Source organism: Achromobacter sp. K91 (genome assembly GCF_003576205.1).
GTDB classification, from domain to species: Bacteria; Pseudomonadota; Gammaproteobacteria; order Burkholderiales; family Burkholderiaceae_B; genus Achromobacter; species Achromobacter aegrifaciens.
Window position 1 is genome coordinate 98,669 of sequence record NZ_QWFB01000032.1, and the last position, 16,068, is coordinate 114,736.

The window sequence follows — 16,068 nt, forward strand, 5'->3', positions numbered from 1 at the left end:
AAAAAATCGGCGCACCATTTTGGTGCGCCGATTTTATTTAAAGGCAGGACCGAAAAGCCACGCCGATTTCATTGCACGGGGAAGCGGATTTCGCGTTCCGCGCCATTATTCCCGGGAAAATTATCAAATATTGCGCGCACCAGGTACGGCATGGTACGCAGGAAATCGTCGCGCTCGCTCAATATGAAAGCGCTGGAACGGTATACCTCGGCGCCGCTGCGCTGCGTGTCGTAGATATGCAGGGTGAGGGTATTGCGCTGCACGACCATGGGCACGTCTACCCAGTCCGGCCCCCAGTAGCCATATCCCGCTCCCCACGGACGCGGACCGTAGAAACCACCGTAGCCGTAGCCGCCGTAGAAATATGGGTCGTACGGACGCTGCACCATTATCTGGGTCTGCGAGGTGCCGTAGTTGAACGACACGTCGAAACGACCCTTGGCGCCAGGCCTGGCCTCGACCAGGCCGGTTGCGCCTATGCCGGCCCGCACCATGTCCTGATAGGACTGATATTCGAGATTATTGTTTTGCGAGGCGTCGGCGGCAATGAACTGGTAGGTTTGCCCCTCCACGCCTGCGGGCCATTGCTGAAAGGAAGTGACCCGCGCGGAAACCGTGGGCGCGGCACAACCCGTCAGGGCAAACGCCCCCGCCACCGCCAGCAGACCGGCCCAGCGGCGCATATTGAACATGGACAACCTCGACATTTGACACCCCTCTGGCGCGCGACGGCGCCATGATACTGACTTTGACTCAGACCGCTACAAAAAGTTTACGGTACGCCAAACGGCCCAGGTCGGCGCGTCTTGCCCAGCCACTACAATAGAGCCCTCGTTCATACAGGACTGCAATCCCATGCGCACAGACACGCCCGTAACCGTATATCGCAAGGATTACCAGCCCTACCCCTACGACATTCCCGAAGTCGCCCTCGCCTTCGACCTCGCGCCGGACGCGACCGAAGTGCGCTGCACGATGCAAGTGCAACGCAAGGCCGGGGCCAGCGCCGACGCCGCCCTGATCCTGGACGGCGAAGACCTGGAACTCGTCTCGGTAGGCGTGAATGGCACGGCCCTGCCCGCCGACAGTTACCGCCTTTCCGAACACAGCCTGGCCCTTTACGGCCTGCCCCCCGCCGCCACGGTGGAAATCGTCAGCCGATGCAAACCGTCGGCCAATTCCACGCTGATGGGCCTGTACGTCTCGGGCGGCAACTTCTTCACCCAATGCGAAGCCGAAGGTTTTCGCCGCATCACCTGGTTCGCCGACCGGCCCGACGTGATGTCGCGCTACCGCGTGACCTTGCGCGCCCAGCCCGAGTATCCGGTGCTGCTGTCCAACGGCAACCTGCTGGCCACGCGCCAGTTGCCCGACGGCCGCAACGAAGTCGAATGGGAAGATCCCTTCCCCAAGCCCTGCTACCTGTTCGCGCTGGTGGCAGGCAAGCTCACCCACCGCGAAACCACCGTGAAGACGTCCAGCGGCCGCGACGTGCTGCTGCAGGTCTACAGCGACCCGGGCTCGGAATCCAAGACCGAATGGGCGCTGGATTCGCTGGTGCGCGCGCTGCGCTGGGACGAAAGCCGCTTCGGCCTGGAGCTGGACCTGGACCGTTTCATGATCGTGGCCGTCCATGACTTCAACATGGGCGCGATGGAAAACAAGGGCTTGAACATCTTCAACGCCGCCTACGTGCTGGCGGATGCGGATACGGCCACGGACGCCAACTATGAAGGCATCGAATCCGTCATCGGACACGAGTACTTCCACAACTGGACCGGCAACCGCGTCACCTGCCGCGACTGGTTCCAGCTGAGCCTGAAGGAAGGCCTGACCGTCTTTCGCGACCAGGAATTCAGCGCCGACATGATGGCCCACGGCATGGATGCCGCCGAGGCCGCGAGCGCCCGCGCGGTCAAGCGCATCGACGACGTTGTGGCGTTGCGCGCCGCCCAGTTTCCGGAAGACGCCGGTCCCATGGCCCATCCGATCCGGCCTGAAAGTTACCAGGAGATCGGCAACTTCTACACGGCCACCGTGTACGAAAAAGGCGCCGAAGTCATCCGCATGCAGCACACTCTGCTGGGCGAGGAAGGCTTTCGCGCCGGCATGGACGAGTACTTCCGCCGCCATGACGGCCAGGCCGTGACCTGCGACGACTTCGTCGCCGCCATGGAATCCGTCTACGTGCGCCAGCATCCGGACCGCGACCTGTCCGTGTTCCGCCGCTGGTACCGCCAGGCCGGCACGCCGCGCGTGACCGTCAAGCTCGACCACGACGCCGCCGCGCGCCGCTGCACCGTGACGCTCACCCAGGAATGCCCGCCGGTCGGCGTGGAGAAGAAGGCCGGCGCCGACTACGTCAAGGCCCCCTTCCACATCCCGTTCGCCATCGGCTTGCTGGACCGCGACGGCCGCGCGCTGCCGCTGCGCCATGCTGGCGCGGTCCTGGACACCGCGCTGCTGGAACTGACGCAGCAAAGCCAGCAATGGGTATTCGAGGATATCGCCGAGCGTCCCGTGCCGTCGCTATTGCGCGACTTCTCGGCCCCGGTCATCGTGGACTACGACTGGACCAACGAAGAACTGGCCCTGCTGTCGGCGCACGACGGCAATCCCTTCGCGCGTTGGGAGGCCGGCCAGGAATTCGCCACCCGCCAGATCCTGGCGCTGGCCGAGGCCCGCCAGGCCGGCAAGACCCTGCATGCCGACGCCGCCTTCATCGAGACCTGGCGCGCGTTGCTGACCGATCCGGCGCTGGACGCCGCCTATCGCGCCCGCGCCCTGGCCCTGCCGTCCGAAAAGACCCTGGCAGAACGCATGCAGCAGGTGGACCCGCCGGCCCTCGCGGTCGCGCGCGACTTCCTGCGCGCCGAACTGGGACGCCAGTTGTCCGCCGAATTCCGCCAGGCATTCGACGACAACCAGACCCCGGGCGAATACAGTCCGGCGCCGGTTCCGGCCGGCAGGCGCGCCTTGAAGAACCTGGCGCTCAGCCACCTGATGGCGGCGGGCGAACCGGATGCCCAGCGCCTGGCCGAGCAGCAGTACAAGAAGGCCGGCAACATGACCGACAGCATGGCGGCGCTGTCCGCGCTGATCAATTTCGGCCAGGGCGACTTCCCGCACAAGGCGCTTGCCGCTTTCTACGACAAATGGCGCGACAACGCCCTGGTGGTGGACAAGTGGTTCGCCCTGCAGGCTGCGGCCCGCTCGACCACCGTGCAGACCGCGCGCGAGCTGATGCAGCACCCCGCGTTCACCTTGCGCAACCCGAACCGCGCGCGCTCGCTGATCTTCCAGTTCTGCCTGAACAACGCCCGCGGCATGCATCACCCCGATGGCACCGGCTACGCCTTCTGGGCCGAGCAGGTGCTGGCGCTGGATGCCCTCAACCCCGAGATTGCCGCCCGCCTGGCGCGCGCGCTGGACAACTGGGCACGCTTCGTGCCCGCCCTGCGCACGCCTATGCAGGCCGCCCTGCAGCGGGTGCGCGCACAGGAAGGCCTGTCGCGCAATGTGCAGGAAATCGTATCCAAGGCTTTAGAATTCGCAGCATAGGAGGTTCCTTTGAAACGTAAAACACTGACCCAATACCTGGTGGAGCAGCAGCGCTCCGCCCAAGCCCTCGCGCCGGAAGTGCGGCTGCTCATCGAAGTGGTCGCGCGCGCCTGCAAGGCCATCAGCCATGCGGTGAGCAAGGGCGCGCTCGGCGGCGTCCTCGGCAGCCTGGAAAGCGAGAATGTCCAGGGCGAAGTGCAGAAGAAGCTGGACGTGCTGTCCAACGAAATCCTGCTCGAAGCCAATGAATGGGGCGGCCATCTGGCGGCCATGGCCTCGGAAGAGATGGAAACCATCCATCTGATTCCGAACCGCTACCCCAAGGGCGAATACCTGCTGCTGTTCGATCCCCTGGACGGCTCTTCGAACATCGACGTCAACGTCTCCATCGGGACCATCTTCTCGGTGCTGCACGCCCCGCATGACGTATCGGGCGCGCCGGTGTGCGAGCAGGACTTCCTGCAACCGGGCGACAAGCAGGTCGTGGCCGGCTATGCCGTCTATGGTCCGCAGACGATGCTGGTGCTGACCATCGGCAATGGCGTGGTGGGCTTCACGCTGGACCGCGAAATGGGCTCGTGGGTGCTGACGCACGAGAACATCCGCGTGCCGGAGGACACCAAGGAATTCGCCATCAACATGTCGAACATGCGCCACTGGGCTGCCCCGGTCAAGCGCTACGTCGACGATTGCCTGGCCGGCACGACCGGTCCGCTGGGCAAGGACTACAACATGCGCTGGATCGCCTCCATGGTGGCCGACGTGCATCGCATCCTGACCCGCGGCGGCATCTTCATGTACCCGTGGGATGCCCGCGAACCTGGCAAGGCCGGCAAGCTGCGCCTGATGTACGAAGCCAACCCCATGAGCTTCCTGGTCGAACAGGCCGGCGGCGCCGCGATCAACGGCACGCAGCGCATCATGGAGATCCAGCCTGACAAGCTGCACCAGCGCGTCAGCGTGATCCTGGGCTCGAAGAACGAAGTCGACCGCGTCGGCCGCTACCACGCCGAAGACGCAGCCAAGCAGTAACGCTGCGGGCGCCCTGCGCCAACGAAAAAGCCCCGGCGCCTTGAGCGGCCGGGGCTTTTTGCATGGACAAGCATATCGGAACGGCGGTCACTTCACCTGTTCGATCGACTTCACGTCGTCCTTGTTGATCTGGACCTTCTTGCCGTCCTTGTCGTATTCGTACATGCCCGAATCCTTGTCGTACTCGGGCTTGTCCGGCGTCACGGTCGAGCTGCCATCCCGCTGCTGAATGACCGACGGAGACGAGCATCCCGCCAGCACTCCGAATCCGGTCACGGCCAGGGCGAGCGTCATGGTCTTCAGTTTCATGGGCGTGTTCTCCGAAAGTGAATCGTGAATTCACTGTATCTGACACTGTCCCCGCATTCGTGACGGGTTGTGGTCAAAATGCATGCGAAGGTAAAGCCGCTGACCCGCCAAAATGAAAGAAACCCCTCGAAGGCCCGGCCTGCGAGGGGTTGCACACGCATACAAGACGCAAGCGGCCTTTACACCTTGGCGTTCGCCTCGATGAAACGGCGCACGGCGCCCGCATCGCAATCCATGAGTTCGACGCGCTGCGGCAAGGACTCAAGATCGGCCAGGTTGCCCGGCGGCGTGGCCGGACGGCCCAGGGCCTCTTCAATGGTTTCCGAGAACTTCGCCGGCAAGGCGGTTTCCAGGACCAGCATGGGCACGCCGGGCTCGACGAATTCACGCGCGACCTTGACGCCATCGGCGGTGTGCGGATCGATCAGCACGCCGGTTTCGTCGTAGACCGAACGGATCGTCGCGAGGCGGTCTTCGTGCGTGCTTGCGCCCGACACGAAGCCATAGCGTTCCTCGAACTGCGGCTTCAGGGCGGACAGATCGAAAGACCCGTCGCGCGCCATGCCGGCCCACAGTTCCTTGACGCGCGCCGCGTCGCGGCCGACCAGGTCGAACACGAAGCGCTCGAAATTCGACGCGCGCGAAATGTCCATGGAGGGGCTGGAGGTGGCGTAGGTCTGCTCGGCGGGACGCGGACGATAGACGCCCGTGCGGAAGAACTCCTCCAGCACGTTGTTTTCGTTCGTGGCCAGCACCAGGCGGCGGATCGGCAGGCCCATGCTGCGCGCGATGTGGCCGGACAGGATGTTGCCGAAATTGCCCGAAGGCACCGCGAACGAAACCTGCTCGCCGGCCTTGCTGGTGGCGCGCAGCCAGCCGTGGAAGTAGTACACCACCTGGGCGGCGATGCGCGCCCAGTTGATGGAGTTGACCGCGCCCAGGCGGTACTTGCTCTTGAACTCGAGATCGCCGGCCAAGGCCTTGACGATGTCCTGGGCTTCGTCGAACACGCCGCGCACGGCGATGTTGTGGATGTTCTCGTCCTGCAGCGAATACATCTGCGCGCGCTGGAAGGCGCTCATGCGGCCGTGGGGCGACAACATGAACACCGCCACGCCCTTCTTGCCGCGCAAGGCGTACTCCGCCGCCGAACCCGTGTCGCCGGAGGTGGCGCCCACGATGTTCAGGGTGGTACCGCGCTTGGCCAGCACGTATTCGAAGACCTGGCCCAGGAACTGCATGGCCATGTCCTTGAAGGCCAGCGTCGGCCCTTCGGACAGGCCCAGCAGCGACAGGCCGCCGTCCAGCGGACGCAGCGGGACGATGTCCTCGCTGTTGAAGGTCTGCTGGTTGTAGGCCGCGCGCGTCAAGCGGCGCAGGTCGTCGGCCGGAATGTCGGTGGCGAACAGCGACAGCACTTCGAACGCCAGGTCGGCATACGGCAGGCCGCGCCAGGACTCCAGCGTTTCCGCCGAAACCTGGGGCAGTTGCTCCGGCACGGCCAAGCCGCCGTCCGGCGCCAGGCCTTCCAGCAGGATGTCCGAGAACTGCAGCGGCGTCATGCCGCCGCGGGTGGAGATGTATTTCATAGCAAATTTTCCACGCGCAGGCGCGTCACTTTCGAGCGCACGAACGGCAGGGCTTCGATGCGCTCGATCGCCTGATTGACGTTGCCTTCAACCGCTTCATGCGTCAGGAAGATGATGTCGGCGCCGCCGATGTGCGACGGCTGCTGGATCATCGAACCGATGGAGATGGAACGGTCGGCCAGGATGCGGGCGATGTCGGCCAGCACGCCCGGCTGGTCGTCCACGCGCAGGCGCAGGTAGTACGAGGTGCTGACATCTTCGATCGGCAGGATCGGCGTATCGGACATGGCGTCCGGCTGGAACGCCAGGTGCGGCACGCGGTTGCCCGGATCGGCGGTGTGCAGGCGGGTCACATCGACCAGGTCGGCCACCACGGCCGAGGCGGTGGGTTCTTCGCCCGCGCCCTGGCCGTAGTACAGCGTGGGGCCGACGGCGTCGCCCTTGACCAGCACGGCGTTCATCGCGCCTTCGACGTTGGCCAGCAGGCGCTCGGCCGGCACCAGCGCGGGATGCACGCGCAGTTCGATGCCGTCCGGACGGCGCTTGGTGACGCCCAGCAGCTTGATGCGGTAGCCCAGGCGTTCGGCATGCTCGATGTCCTCGGCGGCCAGCTGCGAAATGCCTTCGATGTAGGCGCGGTCGAACTGGACCGGCACGCCGAAGGCCAGCGACGCCAGCAGGGTCAGCTTGTGCGCCGCGTCCACGCCTTCCACATCGAACGTGGGGTCGGCTTCGGCGTAGCCCAGGCGCTGCGCCTCGGCCAGCACGTCGGCGAACGGCAGGCCGCGCGTACGCATTTCGGACAGGATGAAGTTGGTGGTGCCGTTGATGATGCCGGCCACCCACTGGATGCGGTTGGCGGTCAGGCCTTCGCGGATCGCCTTGATGATGGGGATGCCGCCCGCGACGGCGGCTTCGAAGGTCACCATCACGCCGCGTTCATGGGCTGCAGCGAAGATCTCGTTGCCGTGCTTGGCCAGCAGCGCCTTGTTGGCGGTCACGACGTGCTTGCCGTTGGCGATGGCTTCCAGCACCAGCTCGCGCGCCAGCGTGTCGCCGCCGATCAGTTCGACCACGATGTCGATTTCGGGATCGCGCACCAGCGCGCGCACATCGGTATCGACCAGGATGGCGTCGCCCACGCGCGCACGCGCCTTGGCCACGTCGCGCACGGCGGCGCGGGTCACTTCAATGCGGCGACCGGCGCGGCGTGCGATTTCTTCAGCATTGCGCGACAGCACCGACCAGGTGCCTCCGCCAACCACGCCCAGGCCGAGCAGGCCGACTTTCATGGGTTTCATCGCGGCGCCTTCTGCAGGCGGGCGTTGAGGGGAATTCATTTTCGGTTCTCCATAACTGCTGTGCGAGAGCTGCGCCCCCTGATACGGTGCCCCCCTATCGGGATGCCGCGGATCCGGCTCCGCCGGTCCGCAGGCATGCCCCCTTGAGGGGGAAGCGCGCAGCGCTTCGGGGGGGGCTCTACTTCAGCAATCCGTCCTTGCGGAACATGTCTTTGATGCCTCGCACCGCTTGCCGGGTGCGCTGCTCGTTTTCGATCAAAGCGAAGCGCACGTATTCGTCGCCATACTCGCCAAAGCCGATCCCGGGGGACACGGCCACCTTCGCATCCGACAGGACGCGCTTGGCAAATTCCAAAGAGCCCATCGCCCTGTAGGGTTCGGGGATCTGCGCCCAGATGTACATGGACGCCTTGGGAATTTCCACATTCCAACCTGCTTCATGCAAGCCGCGCACGAGCACGTCGCGGCGGCTTTGGTACTGCGCCACGATTTCGTTCACGCAGTCCTGCGGACCGTCCAGCGCGGCGATGGACGCCACCTGGATCGGCGTGAACGTGCCGTAGTCGTGATAGCTCTTGATGCGCGCGAGCGCGTTGACCAGCTCGCGGTTGCCGACCATGTAGCCGATGCGCCAGCCCGCCATGTTGTAGCTCTTGCTCATCGTGAAGAACTCGACGGCGACATCGCGCGCGCCGGGCACCTGCATGATGGACGGCGCCACGTAGCCGTCGAAGGTGATGTCGGCGTAGGCCAGGTCATGCACGACCAGGATGTCGTGTTCCTTGGCCAGCGCCACCACGCGCTCGAAGAACGACAGGTCCACGCATTGCGCGGTCGGGTTGCTGGGAAAGCCCAGCACCATCATCTTGGGCTTCGGGATGGACTCGCGCACGGCGCGTTCCAGTTCCTCGAAGAAGTCCACCCCCGGCGTCATGCGCACGGAACGGATATTGGCGCCGGCGATGACCGCGCCGTAGATATGGATCGGATAGCTGGGGTTGGGTACCAGCACGGTGTCGCCGCGGTCCAGCGTGGCCAGCATCAGGTGGGCCAGGCCTTCCTTGGAGCCGATGGTGACGATGGCTTCGGAATCCGGATCGAACTCGACCGCATAGCGGCGCTGGTACCAGTCACAGATCGCCTTGCGCAGGCGCGGAATGCCCTTGGACACGGAATAGCCGTGCGTGGTCGGGCGGGTCGTCGCTTCCACCATCTTGTCGACGATGTGCTTGGGAGTCGCGCCGTCCGGGTTGCCCATCGACATGTCGATGATGTCTTCGCCACGCCTACGCGCCGCCATCTTGAGCTCGCCGGTAATGTTGAAAACGTACGGGGGCAGACGCTCGATGCGGGAGAACTTCCTCATGATGGGAATCCTTAGGGGGCGATAAAAAGGGCGAAAAAACCAGGGCGCGAATGCGCGAAGGGGAAAAGGGTCCGAAACGCTGCGCCGGCAAGGGATTGCAGTGCAGCAAAACCCTGTAATCTAGCGCAAGGAGGGCTGTGCGGCAAATGGGGAAAAAAAGGGGCCGATTTCAGGGTCCGCCCGAGGGAAATCGCGTGGCAAAGAAGCCCTGTTTTGCCGCCGGGCCGCCCCAAGGCAAAACGCGCCCCCTCGGGGGCAGCAAGCGAGCGCAGCGAGTGCGGCGTGGGGGCCTCGTTTCTCCGCCGGGCCGCCCCAAGGCAAAACACCCCCTCGGGGGGCAGCAAGCGAGCGCAGCGAGTGCGGCGTGGGGGCCTCGGTTCTCCGCCGGGCCGCCCCAAGGCAAAACGCGCCCCCTCTTGGGGGCAGCAAGCGGGCGCAGCGAGTGCGGCGTAGGGGTCTCTCTCGTGGATACCCTGCAACATGGCGTCATCCCGATGCGCTATTATCGGGCCATATAGCCGGAGTTTTTATTGAAGCTGCATACCGATCCTGCGACGGCCGCTCTGAATACCGTCACCGCCTATGGCGATGGCTATATCGAGGTCAACCAGGTACGTTTTTCCTCCTCGGTCGCGTTCGGCCCCGAAGGCGAAGTGACCCACTGGCCCGTTGAGTCGCCGGCCGACATCACCCCCACTCTCTTGCGCCAGGCGGCCGGATTGTCCGAGCCCGTCCGCGACCCCATGGACTTTCTGGACGAACCGGAAGCCAGCCCCAGCCGCCCCGCGAATGCGCCGGAAGTGCTGCTGGTGGGCACGGGCGCGCGCCAGCAGTTCCTGCGCCCCGAGGTGCTGCGCCCCCTGCTGGCGGCCGGCATCGGCGTCGAGATCATGGACACGCACGCCGCCTCGCGCACCTACAACATCCTGATGGCGGAGGGCCGGCGCGTGGTCGTGGCCCTCATCCCCCCCAACGGAGAATCCCAGAAATGACGCCGACCATAGGCAAACCCGCCCCGCTGTTCACCGCCGAAAGCACCATAGGTCCGATCAGCCTGGAGCAATGCCAGGGCCGCGCCGTGATCCTGTATTTCTATCCCAAGGACAACACGCCTGGCTGCACCACCGAAAGCCAGGATTTCCGCGACCTGCACGCCGAATTCCTGGCGGCCAGCGCGGTGGTCATCGGCATCTCGCGCGATTCATTGAAATCGCACGAGAACTTCAAGGCCAAGTACGAGCTTCCCTTCCCTCTCATCTCCGACGCCGACGAAACCGTCTGCAATCTGTTCGGCGTCATCAAGCAGAAGAACATGTACGGCAAGCAGGTGCGCGGCATCGAGCGCAGCACCTTCCTGATCGATGCCTATGGCGTGCTGGTGCAGGAGTGGCGCGGGGTGAAGGTCCCGGGCCACGCCAAGGAAGTCCTGCAAGCAGCGAAGAGCATCGGTTAGCCGTCAGCACAGGTTTTACCCGTCAGGCGCTATAGCCGGCCCACACTGGAGAGTGACAAATATGCCGCTTCCGAAGTTGCCCACCCGTCCCGCAGCCATCCTGACCTTCCCCTCGGGCGAATCCGCCCGGGCGCAGGCCCGCAGCACCAAGACCGCCGCTGCGCGGTCCAGTACCCAGGCAGTCCTCGCCGAGGACAACGAAGACGAGCTCCTCGTCCAGCCCGAACTTGAAGGCCTGGCCGCACCGGCCCGCAAGGCGCAGATCCCCGCGCCCGCCCGCCAGGTGCCGCCGCCGGCGCCAGCCGCTCCCGCTGCGCGCGCCGAAACGCGCCGCGCCAAGCCGGCGCCCGCCAAGCGCACCAAAGCCCGCGCCCAGAACGAACCGCGCAAGCTGTTCGTGCTGGACACCAACGTGCTGCTGCACGATCCCAGTTCCCTGTTCCGCTTCGAAGAGCACGACATCTTCCTGCCGATGATGACGCTCGAAGAGCTGGACCATCAGAAGAAGGGCATGTCGGAAGTGGCGCGCAACGCGCGCCAGGTCAGCCGTTCGCTGGACGCGCTGGTGCAGGACGCGACCCAGCTGGACGAAGGCCTGGAGCTGACCAAGCTGGGCAACAAGGACGCCACCGGCCGCCTGATGTTCCAGACGACCGCGATCCACAGCACGCTGCCGTCCGACCTGCCCATGGGTAAGGCCGACAACCAGATCCTGGGCGTCGTGCGCGCCCTGCAGGAAAAGTACCCGCAGCGCGAAGTCGTGCTGGTGTCCAAGGACATCAACATGCGCCTGAAGGCGCGCGCGCTGGGCATGGCCGCTGAAGACTACTTCAACGACCATGTCATGGAGGACTCGGACCTGATGTACTCGGGCGTGATGCAGCTGCCCGAGGACTTCTGGAACAAGCACGGCAAGGACGTGGAATCCTGGCAACAGGGCGGCACCACCTTCTACCGCATCCATGGCCCGCTGTGCTCGCAGTTCGTGGTCAACCAGTTCGTCTACTTCGAAGGCCAGATGCCGCTGTACGCGCAGGTGCGCGAGGTCAGCGGCAAGATGGCGGTGCTGGCCACGCTGCGCGACTACACCCACGGCAAGAATAACGTCTGGGGCATCACCGCGCGCAACCGCGAGCAGAACTTCGCCATGAACCTGCTGATGAATCCGGAGTGCGACTTCGTGTCGCTGCTAGGTCAGGCGGGCACGGGCAAGACGCTGCTGGCGCTGGCCGCGGGCATCACCCAGGTGCTGGAAACCAAGCGCTACACCGAAATCATCATGACCCGCGTCACGGTGCCGGTCGGGGAAGACATCGGTTTCCTGCCGGGTACGGAAGAAGAGAAGATGCTGCCCTGGATGGGCGCCCTGGAAGACAACCTGGACGTCCTGAACATGGGCGAAGGCGAAGGCAACGGGGACTGGGGGCGCGCCGCCACCATGGATCTGATCCGTTCGCGCATCAAGGTCAAGTCCCTGAACTTCATGCGCGGCCGCACCTTCCTGAACAAGTACCTGATCATCGACGAGGCGCAGAACCTGACGCCCAAGCAGATGAAGACGCTGGTCACGCGCGCGGGCCCGGGCACCAAGGTGATTTGCCTGGGCAACATTGCCCAGATCGATACGCCCTACCTGACCGAAGGCAGTTCCGGCCTGACCTTCGTGGTCGACCGCTTCAAGGGCTGGCCGCATTCGGGGCATGTCACCCTGCAGCGCGGCGAGCGTTCGCGCCTGGCCGACTATGCTGGAGATGTGCTGTAGGCCTCGCCCCCCATGCGCCTCCTGCCGCAGGCGACCAGCGCAGGCTCGGCCCAAGGAATGAACGCCCGATGAATCTCATCGGGCGTTTTTTTTGGCAGTCCCCATATAGGTAAAGATGGCCATGGGGTGGAAGGGAAGAATGCCCCCTTACATGAACATGTTGAACCCCACCAGAAAATTCAAGGCATTGTTGTCCACGGGCACGAATGACGGGGATCGGATGTAGCTGAGTCCCGTGCTCAGATAGACGCCGGGATAGAGGCGCGCCATGTAGGACACCATGGCCGCACTGCTCGAGTTGGCCGTGTCCACGCCCCGCTTGCCGAACGCGTCCTTCGCGGTATCGCTGAAATCCGACCAGGTGACCGTGACGGATAGCATGTCATAGGGGCGCGATGGAAACGTCCCTATCGTATATAGCCTGGCCTCCACGAACTTGGTGTACAGATTCTGATCCGCGGGAGCAAGGTGCAAGGAAAGGCCGGCGTACCATCCCTGCGCAGACGAGGAGTTGGGCGTCAGCCGCGAAATCTGCTGGTCTCCCGCGGCATAGAGCGCGTAGTTGTTCGAGCTGCGCTGGCGGGAATCGAACCTGGCGTAGTCGGACGTATTGAAAATCCCCCCGATCCGAAACCATCTCGAAGGGTTGTCGGGACTTGCTTGCTGCTTCACTCCGGTTTCGTTGATCGCCAACCACCCGCTTCCCGGCGTTTTCCACTTCAGCCCATGCTGATGTTCCGACTCTTCGGCCTCTGCTCCATAGGGGCTTATGCTGCGCTGAATTCCGGTCTTGTTGTAGAAGCCGCCAGAGCCGTTGTAGGTCACGTTTACGCCCGGGGTGGCGAAAGGCAGGCGTGACAGGCCGACCTGAAAGGGAATGATGGCATTCATCCCTTGCGCGCCGACCGCCAACGAACCGCCAACGTACAAGCCCACGAACTCCAGGGCATTGCTGAGATAGCCTGCCTTCAACTCCCACTGACGGTTGTTGAATGTGGTGAAGTACGCCAGCCGGCTCAGCGCAATGTCCGCCGAAGGCCCCTTCGGCGCCCAGCTCGCGTGCCCCGTCATGGCGCTGAAAATCAATTGGCTTTGATCGTTTCCGTGCTGACCCAGGTCATAAGTCAGGACAAGCTGCTGTGTCTCCGCGACGGTGGGAACCTGGCCGTTGTACGACTGCTTGCGATGCGTCCTCGGGTTTCCGCCTTTGAGGTCGTAAGCCGCGGAGTTCAAGCTGACTATCTGAAAACCTATCCCGTGCCGCGCCAGGTCGGAACGAAATCCGCCGGCATCCCGCAGCACTGTGTCTCGAATCGACGGAATCCGGACCAGCGCGCCCTGCTCCATCAGGCGCTCAAGAGACGCAAAATCAGACGCAGGCGGCGGCGCGGATTCCGCGACCGAGGCCTCGGATGAGGGCCGTAGCTGAGCGACGGTTCCGCGCTCGAGCCCCGTTCGGGATTCAGAGGCATTGCAGTCCCATGCAATCGCCCCCATGGCGGTAAAGATCGACACGATCGAGTGCGCCGGCACTTTGACCTGGCGCGAATTGATGATCTGGTTTGGCACGCGGCCTCCTTCAATCCCGGATTTCTCGCTGGTTCTCTGAAAAATCTGGATTGTTTAGACATAACAATCGGGCATGTACGCATAGGTCATGGTCGATGCAAGAATTCAGGGAGGGGAGGCATCCCGATAGCGCGTCCGCAGCCGTCTCAATAGCCCGGCCCGGATGCTCCAAGCTTGGGGCCAATTGAGATATTTCATGCCGACCGGTGTCGAAAGTTGATCACTGGGCGAACCACCTCCATTCCGTGCAGCCTGCTGCTGGTCACGACGTTGTTGGCAGCGATCCATGCACCCTCTGATCAGCATCCCGCCTCTTCAACGCATTATTCCCGGCCGGGAATAAGGCGTTGAAGTTAGTGTTACGATCAACTGAGGTCAAGCAGGGTTTTCCTCAGGATGTGCCATGCTTTCCGCGCTCAAGCAGACTTGAGGCGGCCTGCTTGTTGACCAAACATCACGCCGAAAAGACGATGAAAAAAGACGTTTTAGGGGAAGTTGAGCGCGGAAGAGGAGAACGAGCCGGCCTTGATCTGGACCGGATCTTGCGGGCGGCAAGGCGCATCGGTCACGACAAATTGTCGATGCAGGCACTGGCGGATGCGCTCAATGTGGACCGGAAGGCGCTCAACTATCACGTGAAAGATCGCCAGACGCTGCTGGCGCTTGTCGCGAAGGACACGCTGACGGCCAGCTTCAGCAGCGCCGACATCGCTCACGCGGCCACATGGCAAGACGCATGCAGGACCTACGCGACCCACCTGGTCGACGCAGCCGTCGCCATGGGGGGCTTGGCGGAACATCTTCGCTTTGACGATTCCGAGCTGATGAGCTGGAACCTGCTGCCGACCGAGGAATTGCTCGAACAGCTGAATCGGGCGGGCTTCAGCGAAGCGGCCGCGGTGCGCCTGGCCGTGCTGCTAGCCGCCCTCTGCGTTGGCCATGTGAAGGATATCTGGCAGGCCAGGTCAGCGGTCGATCGCACCAGACCTCGCCAGCTTCAGAAATGGCTGGATTCGGTCGATGGAAAGTCCTATTCACGGCTACGCCAGGCCGTCGCATTGGGAATCGACACCTACGGGCCCGAGCAACTCGATTTCTCACTCAGGATTTTCATAGCGGGCGCAGAAGCACACCTTGCTTCCTAGCGTCTGAACGTACAAAGGCCTGAGCGGGGCGTGACTCCCAACTCAGGCCCTCTCAAAACCGCCCCGGCAATTACTTGTCGGCGGCGTTGGTAATGGCGTTGCCTGCCTTCGACATGTCCTTGCCCATGCCCGCGACGGTGTTGCAACCGGCGAGAACGAAGCCGAACACGACGAAGGCGGTCAGCACGATCTTGCTGCGCATGCTGGCGCTCCTGAAGTGGTGAAAACGGATCCGGGGCGTACTTTAAACGATCTGGACGCGCAGTTCACCCAGGCCTTCGACGCCGCCGGTGATCACGTCGCCTTGCAGCACGGCGCCCACGCCTTCGGGCGTGCCGGTGAAGATGAGGTCGCCGGGTTGCAGTTCGAACAGGCCGGACAGGTAGGAAATGCTCTCAGGAATGTTCCACAGCATCTGCGAAATGTCGCTGGACTGCTTGCGCTGGCCATTCACGTCCAGCCAGATGGCGCCCTTTTCCAGGGTGCCGACGACGCTGCGCGGATGGATCGGACCCAGCGGCGCGGACAGGTCGAAGGCCTTGCCGATTTCCCAGGGGCGGCCCTGCTTCTTCATTTCGCCTTGCAGGTCGCGGCGGGTCATGTCCAGGCCCAGCGCATAGCCCCACACACACTCATTGGCCTGTTCGACCGGGATGTCGCGGCCGCCCTTGCCCAGCACCACGACCAATTCCATTTCGTAGTGCAGGTTGGAGGTCTTGGGCGGATACGGCATCTTGCCGGTTTCGCCGTCGGCCACGCTCAGCACGGCGTCGGCCGGCTTGCAGAAGAAGAACGGATCCTCGCGGCCCGTGAAGCCCATTTCCTTGGCGTGTTCGGCATAATTGCGGCCGACGCAATAGACGCGACGCACCGGAAACAGCGCGGCGCTGCCGGCAACGGGAACCGCGACGGGCGGCTGAGGGGGCAATACGTAGTCCATGTTCACTCGACCTATGAAGAATACGTGGCCGGAATCCGGCA

The 16,068-nt window shown here is 63.8% G+C and carries 14 protein-coding genes; 6 read left to right on the forward strand and 8 right to left on the reverse strand.

Annotation, left to right across the window (positions count from 1 at the left end):
- Nucleotides 1-68: 68 nt before the first annotated feature.
- Nucleotides 69-707 (reverse strand): DUF4136 domain-containing protein, encoded by a 639-nt coding sequence (locus DXK93_RS15515; RefSeq protein WP_082400691.1) that lies wholly within the window; start codon nt 705-707, stop codon nt 69-71.
- Between the two features lie 148 nt (nt 708-855).
- Between DXK93_RS15515 and pepN the strand changes: the two genes are divergently transcribed.
- Both pepN and DXK93_RS15525 read left to right on the forward strand, forming a co-directional pair.
- Complete coding sequence (gene pepN / locus DXK93_RS15520) at nt 856-3,561, forward strand: aminopeptidase N (RefSeq protein ID WP_119450531.1); 2,706 nt, start codon at nt 856-858, stop codon at nt 3,559-3,561.
- Between the two features lie 9 nt (nt 3,562-3,570).
- The gene (locus DXK93_RS15525; RefSeq protein ID WP_054451085.1) at nt 3,571-4,593 is read left to right on the forward strand and encodes a class 1 fructose-bisphosphatase; all 1,023 of its coding nucleotides are present in this window, start codon (nt 3,571-3,573) and stop codon (nt 4,591-4,593) included.
- Nucleotides 4,594-4,680: 87 nt separating this feature from the next.
- Here DXK93_RS15525 and DXK93_RS15530 read toward each other — a convergent pair whose 3' ends face one another.
- The 4 genes from DXK93_RS15530 to alaC form a co-directional block, all read right to left on the reverse strand.
- Nucleotides 4,681-4,902 (reverse strand): YgdI/YgdR family lipoprotein, encoded by a 222-nt coding sequence (locus tag DXK93_RS15530; RefSeq protein WP_054451084.1) that lies wholly within the window; start codon nt 4,900-4,902, stop codon nt 4,681-4,683.
- Nucleotides 4,903-5,081: 179 nt separating this feature from the next.
- Nucleotides 5,082-6,491: a threonine synthase gene (gene thrC / locus DXK93_RS15535; protein WP_119450532.1), complete on the reverse strand. Its 1,410-nt coding sequence runs from the start codon at nt 6,489-6,491 to the stop codon at nt 5,082-5,084.
- Nucleotides 6,488-7,792, reverse strand: coding sequence for a homoserine dehydrogenase (locus DXK93_RS15540; protein ID WP_054451082.1), 1,305 nt, complete (start codon nt 7,790-7,792; stop codon nt 6,488-6,490). Before DXK93_RS15540 ends, thrC begins: the two co-directional genes overlap by 4 nt.
- 178 nt (nt 7,793-7,970) lie before the next feature.
- On the reverse strand, nt 7,971-9,158 hold the full coding sequence (gene alaC, locus DXK93_RS15545; protein WP_008164319.1) for an alanine transaminase: 1,188 nt from the start codon (nt 9,156-9,158) through the stop codon (nt 7,971-7,973).
- 530 nt (nt 9,159-9,688) lie between these two features.
- Here alaC and DXK93_RS15550 point away from each other — a divergent pair.
- From DXK93_RS15550 to DXK93_RS15560, 3 genes are all read left to right on the forward strand, one after another.
- On the forward strand, nt 9,689-10,150 hold the full coding sequence (locus DXK93_RS15550; protein ID WP_119450533.1) for an Mth938-like domain-containing protein: 462 nt from the start codon (nt 9,689-9,691) through the stop codon (nt 10,148-10,150).
- Nucleotides 10,147-10,611 carry a peroxiredoxin gene (locus tag DXK93_RS15555; RefSeq protein WP_054451079.1) on the forward strand — a complete coding sequence of 155 codons (465 nt, stop codon included), beginning with the start codon at nt 10,147-10,149 and terminating at the stop codon, nt 10,609-10,611. Before DXK93_RS15550 ends, DXK93_RS15555 begins: the two co-directional genes overlap by 4 nt.
- A 61-nt stretch (nt 10,612-10,672) precedes the next feature.
- A complete protein-coding gene (locus tag DXK93_RS15560; protein WP_054451078.1) occupies nt 10,673-12,373 on the forward strand; it encodes a PhoH family protein in 1,701 nt (566 codons plus the stop codon).
- A 147-nt stretch (nt 12,374-12,520) separates the two neighbouring features.
- Here the strand turns inward: DXK93_RS15560 and DXK93_RS15565 are convergent, their stop codons facing one another.
- Nucleotides 12,521-13,942 carry a carbohydrate porin gene (locus DXK93_RS15565; RefSeq protein WP_119450534.1) on the reverse strand — a complete coding sequence of 474 codons (1,422 nt, stop codon included), beginning with the start codon at nt 13,940-13,942 and terminating at the stop codon, nt 12,521-12,523.
- Nucleotides 13,943-14,382: 440 nt separating this feature from the next.
- On the opposite strand from DXK93_RS15565, the gene DXK93_RS15570 reads away from it, so the two are divergent.
- Nucleotides 14,383-15,087, forward strand: a complete 705-nt coding sequence (locus DXK93_RS15570; RefSeq protein ID WP_119450535.1) for a TetR/AcrR family transcriptional regulator C-terminal domain-containing protein — start codon at nt 14,383-14,385, stop codon at nt 15,085-15,087.
- A gap of 70 nt (nt 15,088-15,157) precedes the next feature.
- Here the strand turns inward: DXK93_RS15570 and DXK93_RS15575 are convergent, their stop codons facing one another.
- A complete protein-coding gene (locus DXK93_RS15575; protein ID WP_042792660.1) occupies nt 15,158-15,289 on the reverse strand; it encodes an entericidin A/B family lipoprotein in 132 nt (43 codons plus the stop codon).
- A 42-nt stretch (nt 15,290-15,331) separates the two neighbouring features.
- Nucleotides 15,332-16,027: a fumarylacetoacetate hydrolase family protein gene (locus DXK93_RS15580; protein ID WP_054451075.1), complete on the reverse strand. Its 696-nt coding sequence runs from the start codon at nt 16,025-16,027 to the stop codon at nt 15,332-15,334.
- Nucleotides 16,028-16,068: the final 41 nt, after the last annotated feature.

Coding starts and splice junctions, on each gene's coding strand:
- DXK93_RS15515 (WP_082400691.1), bottom strand. CDS start 707: ATGTCGAGGTTGTCCATGTTCAATATGCGCCGCTGGGCCGGTCTGCTG.
- pepN (WP_119450531.1), top strand. CDS start 856: ATGCGCACAGACACGCCCGTAACCGTATATCGCAAGGATTACCAGCCC.
- DXK93_RS15530 (WP_054451084.1), bottom strand. CDS start 4,902: ATGAAACTGAAGACCATGACGCTCGCCCTGGCCGTGACCGGATTCGGA.
- thrC (WP_119450532.1), bottom strand. CDS start 6,491: ATGAAATACATCTCCACCCGCGGCGGCATGACGCCGCTGCAGTTCTCG.
- DXK93_RS15540 (WP_054451082.1), bottom strand. CDS start 7,792: ATGAAACCCATGAAAGTCGGCCTGCTCGGCCTGGGCGTGGTTGGCGGA.
- alaC (WP_008164319.1), bottom strand. CDS start 9,158: ATGAGGAAGTTCTCCCGCATCGAGCGTCTGCCCCCGTACGTTTTCAAC.
- DXK93_RS15555 (WP_054451079.1), top strand. CDS start 10,147: ATGACGCCGACCATAGGCAAACCCGCCCCGCTGTTCACCGCCGAAAGC.
- DXK93_RS15560 (WP_054451078.1), top strand. CDS start 10,673: ATGCCGCTTCCGAAGTTGCCCACCCGTCCCGCAGCCATCCTGACCTTC.
- DXK93_RS15575 (WP_042792660.1), bottom strand. CDS start 15,289: ATGCGCAGCAAGATCGTGCTGACCGCCTTCGTCGTGTTCGGCTTCGTT.
- DXK93_RS15580 (WP_054451075.1), bottom strand. CDS start 16,027: ATGGACTACGTATTGCCCCCTCAGCCGCCCGTCGCGGTTCCCGTTGCC.